Here is a 4,398-nt window from a genome sequence, read left to right as displayed (position 1 = left end):
CCTGGGCAAGGACGCGCAGGTTCTCGTTCTCGACGCCGATGATCGAGCCGCAGCTATCGCAGCCGATACGCTCGATCGCCGGCGAGTGAATCTGCAGCGGTGCCGCGCAATGCGGACAGTTGAATGCGCGCGCGGCGATCTGCGGCGCCCCGCCGGAATCCGCAGTCGGCCGCAGGTTGGTGAGTTGCAGGTCGGCAAAAGCGACCACCTGCCCGACGAAGACAAGCGGCGGGTTCTCGCTGTAGTCGAGCGTGACGAAGCGGTCATGCCCACGCAGGTCGGCAGTGTTGACGTCGTAGCCAGCGGCGACCTTGAACGGCAGCTCGCCCTGGCCGGCGATGCAGCGCGCCGTCTTCAGGTCGGTGACCGTGAAGCGCCGCCCATCGACCATCACCGGCGCCTCCGGGCTAAGCGTGGCAAAAGCCGGCAGAGGATCGTGCACCGGAACTTGCGCGCTGACGATGTATTCTCCGGCGCCTTCGGCCAGCCAGGCGCTGCGCCCGTCGTCGAAGAGAATGTGCCATTCGTTCCAGGTTCCCGCCGCGTAACGCAACTGGATACGGCCGATGACCGCGAAGTGGTGAGCGCGGAAGCTTCCTTCGCTACCGATTTGCAGCAGCGAAGCATCCTCCAGCAGGTCGGCCATGCGGCCAAGATTCTGCAGGTCTTCGCCGCTGCGCAGCAGAATGCTGCGGCAGAAGTCGCAGACGACGTAGAGCGACGCCTGCGAGCGAAAGACGACCGGCGCGCCGCACGACGGGCAGGTCGCTCGCTTCACGCCGGAATCTCCACGTCAGGGCCGTCCGCGCTCGTCGCCACGCCAGACAGCGCGGCGGCTCAGCCCAGCTTGCCGAGCAACTCGGCCTTCTTGGCGTCGAACTCGGCTTGCGACAGAATGCCTTTGGCGACCAGGCCGTGCAGTTTCTCCAGCGTCGCGACGATCTCGTCGGCGCTCACCGGCGCTGCGCCGGGTGCCGGAGCGCCTGCCGGCGGCGCATTGCCCTGCATCGCTTGCGCCAGCGCCGAACTCATCGTCTGGCCGATACCCAGGCCCGCACCAAGGCCGGCGCCAATGCCGGCGATGCCGCCTTCGTTCTGCGCCGCCAGCGGGATGCTGTTGGCGACCTGATACTGCGTGTAGCGACCCAGGTCGCCGATCATGTTCATGCCGATGCGCGCATCGAGCACCTTCTGCAGTTCCTCGGGCAGTGAGACGTTCTGCACGACGAAGCTGTCGAGCGCCAGGCCATAGCGTTCGAAAACCGGTTCCAGCTTGCCTTTCAGCGCACGGCCGAACTCGTCCTGATTGGCCGCCATGTCGATGAAGGGAACGCCCGACTCGGCAAAGAGGTCGGTCATCGCGCCAATCACCAGATTGCGCAACTGTCCATCCAGGTCCTTGACCGTGTATTGCTCGCGCGTACCGGAGACCTCGCTGTGGAACTTGCGCGGGTCGACCAGCTTGTACGAATAGATCCCGAAAGCGCGCAGGCGGACCACTCCGAAATCCTTGTCACGAATGGTGATCGGGTTTGGCGTCCCCCACTTGCAGTCGAGTTGCAGGCGCGTCGCGAAAAAGTAGACGTCCGACTTGAAGGGCGATTCGAAGAGCTTGTCCCAGTTCTTCAGGTAAGTCAGCACCGGCAGCGTGTTGGTCGTCAAGGTGTAGAGACCGGGGCCGAAGACGTCGGCCACCTGGCCCTCGTTGACGAAGAGCGCCATCTGCGATTCGCGTACGGTCAGACGAGCGCCGTACTGAATCTCGAAATCCTGCATCGGATAGCGCTGGGCAAGGACGCCGTCTCCCTCTTCCGTCCAGTGGATGACGTCGATGAACTGTTTCTTGATGAAATCCATGAAAGCCATGGCGATCTCCCAAAGGCGTGCGGTGCGGTGTCCGTCGGCGAGACCGTGCAACTCGCCCGCAGGACGGTCAGTAGGTCATGCAGGCGGCGTTGATCAGGCCGACGGTCAGCGAAAAGACGGCGAGAAAAATGGCCGGCGCCGTGCGGCCGGCTGGAATGTCCTGGTTGATCTGGGGCAGGGTGAAGCGCGCCACGAGGTAGGCGAGAATCTGGATCACGCCGGCAACTGCGCCCCAGGCCGCCAGGTCGGCCAGCGTGTCGCTGTGCGCGATGACATTGGCCACGGGCATGGCGAAACCGACGAGCGCGCCGCCGAGGCTGATCGCCGCCGCGTTGTTGCCGGCGCGGATCAGGGCGACTTCGTGATACGGCGTGATGTTCAGGTAGACGAGCAGAAACAGCCCGAGCAGAACGAGCGCCACGGCGAAATACGCCAGGAAAGCGGGCAGCGCCATCATCATGTGCGTCGGCATGCGAATCATCCTTTCTGCGGGGCACCAGCACCGCACTTCACAGCGTGGCGGCAAAGCGCAGCAACCCGCCCAGGACCAGATTGTCCGCCAATTCGAAGGGAATCTTCAAGTGGGCGGCAAGCGCCGCGCTGCCGCCGCCGGTGAGCAGGCAGAGCGCCTGCGGCTCGCCCGCGAGGGCCGCGAAGGTCCGTTCGATGGCGCCGAGCTGCGCTTGTCGGCAGCCGCTGACGATGGCGTCCATCGTATTGCGCGGTTCGTCCCGGAAAACGCCTTCGGCGAGCGGAAGCTGCGCCGTCTTCTCGGCCAGCGTCGCGCGCATCAGGTCAAACCCGGGCAGGATCAGACCACCGCGAAAAACCCCGTGCGCATCCAGCAGGTCCACGGTCGTCGCCGTCCCGGCGCTGACCACCAGGCAAGGCCCGGAATGCCGCGCGCGCGCGCCGATCAGTGCGGCCCAACGGTCGGCGCCGAGTTGCGCCGGACGTTCGTAGCGGCTGCGCACGCCGCAGGCTTCTTCGCTGGCCTGCAGGAAAGCCAGCCTGCGCTGAGGCACCGCAAGCTGCGCCGCAATCGACTCGCCAACCGCCGCTCCGGCAACGTTGCAGGCAACGATGCGCGCATCTGCCGGCCACGCGTCGGCGACCTCGTGCAAGCGAGCGACATCGCGCGTCGCCAGCACGCCGTTGGCAAGCCAGCTCGCGCCGTCGTGTACTCCCCACTTGATCCGGCTGTTGCCAGCGTCGATGGCGACGATCATGCCCGGCGCAAGGAAACGTCGCCGGAAAAACAGCGCTCGACGCCGGTTTCCGTGCGCAGGAGCAGCGCTCCGTCGCGGTCGGCACCCAGACAGATGCCGGCACGTTCGGCGCATAGCTCGTCAAGCAGCCGCACCGGACGCTCCTGCCAGGCGTGCCGCGCCTGCCACTCATCGCGCAAGACGGCGAAACCGCCGGCATCAAAACGTCCAAGCACGCCTGCCAGGGCGATCAGCAATTGCGCCAACAAGTCGTGCCGCTCGGGCAGCGGCTCGATGACCTGCGCCAAGGCCGCCGGGGGATGCAGGAAATCGCCCTCGCCCGTCGGCGGAAGTTGCAGATTCAGGCCGATGCCGATCACCGCCAGCACCTCGCGCGGCCCGCTTTCGAGCTCGACCAAGACGCCAGCGAGCTTGCCGCCATCGAGCAGAAGGTCGTTTGGCCATTTCAGACCGAGTCCGGCGATTCCGTATTGCTCAAGCGCGCGCACCAGGGCAACCCCCACCGCCAACGACAGACCGGCCAGCCTGGCCAGTCCGCCGGGGAAGCGCCAGAGCAGCGAAAAGGTGAGACTCGCCGCGGGCGACGACAGCCATTGCCGCCCGCGCCGCCCGCGCCCGGCCGTCTGCTGATCGGCAACGAGCAAGCTCCCCGACGGTGCGCCGCCGCGCGCACGCGCGAGCAGCAGCGTACTCGTCGACTCGCACGCGGGCAGCACTTCGAGGGCAAACGCCTGCGCCGCCGCGCCGAGCCGTGCGCGAAGACGGTCGGGCTCGATCAGGCACGATGCAGCAGGAGCATTCATGATATGGCGCGGATAGCAGACACCGTTGCGGGAAAAGGCTGATTGGACAAACGACAGGGCAACCACAGGGCGCAGCCATTATCGCTGAATATGATGCGCGTCGGCGCGGCGACCTGTTATCGCCGAGCCTCGGCAAGCGCTGGGCCGGCCCGGCCGCGCGTGCGACTGGCCGCAGTGCCTGTTGCTGCCCAGTTCTTGCCATCAACTTGACATTTGCATTCAGATCCACATAATTAACAGTGGAGCATAGATGAGACTCCGACCTGGGCTTCCAGCCTGAGGACGGTGATTGGTTGGTGGTTGTCTGGCGCCTGCTTCCAGGTTCGCGGCTGACTGTGGCGCTTTGCCTCGGGTCGGCTGGCAAGTCCCTCTCGTCTGACCTTACCCTTCGCCAGATCTCCGCTGGACACCGTAGCGGTTTTTCGTTATGGTTTCGCCTATGGATCTGGCGAAGCGGCTGTGGGAAGGTGATGCGCTGGAATACGTTCGGGAGATAGCCG

5 protein-coding genes are annotated in these 4,398 nt (G+C 65.6%); all 5 read right to left on the bottom strand.

The genetic code is table 11. The annotated features are described in order from the left end of the window. Window positions 1-778: DUF4178 domain-containing protein (locus Q1L59_RS13305; RefSeq protein WP_300332986.1), on the bottom strand; the 778-nt coding region annotated here is incomplete at its 3' end. A 59-nt stretch (window positions 779-837) separates the two neighbouring features. Further along, on the bottom strand, window positions 838-1,866 hold the full coding sequence (locus Q1L59_RS13300; RefSeq protein ID WP_300332984.1) for an SPFH domain-containing protein: 1,029 nt from the start codon (window positions 1,864-1,866) through the stop codon (window positions 838-840). A gap of 67 nt (window positions 1,867-1,933) precedes the next feature. Next, entirely contained in the window at window positions 1,934-2,338 is a 405-nt protein-coding gene (locus Q1L59_RS13295; RefSeq protein ID WP_300332967.1) for a DUF350 domain-containing protein, read from the bottom strand. 37 nt (window positions 2,339-2,375) lie between these two features. Further along, window positions 2,376-3,095 (bottom strand): type III pantothenate kinase, encoded by a 720-nt coding sequence (locus Q1L59_RS13290; RefSeq protein ID WP_300332965.1) that lies wholly within the window; start codon window positions 3,093-3,095, stop codon window positions 2,376-2,378. Beyond that, window positions 3,092-3,898 (bottom strand): biotin--[acetyl-CoA-carboxylase] ligase, encoded by an 807-nt coding sequence (locus tag Q1L59_RS13285; protein ID WP_300332963.1) that lies wholly within the window; start codon window positions 3,896-3,898, stop codon window positions 3,092-3,094. The genes Q1L59_RS13290 and Q1L59_RS13285 overlap by 4 nt, the downstream gene beginning before the upstream one ends. Window positions 3,899-4,398: the final 500 nt, after the last annotated feature.

Source organism: Accumulibacter sp. (genome assembly GCF_029255125.1).
Classification (GTDB): Bacteria; Pseudomonadota; Gammaproteobacteria; order Burkholderiales; family Rhodocyclaceae; genus Accumulibacter.
The sequence above is the reverse complement of the archived record's forward strand: the minus strand, read 5'-3'. Positions and strand labels throughout refer to the sequence as shown.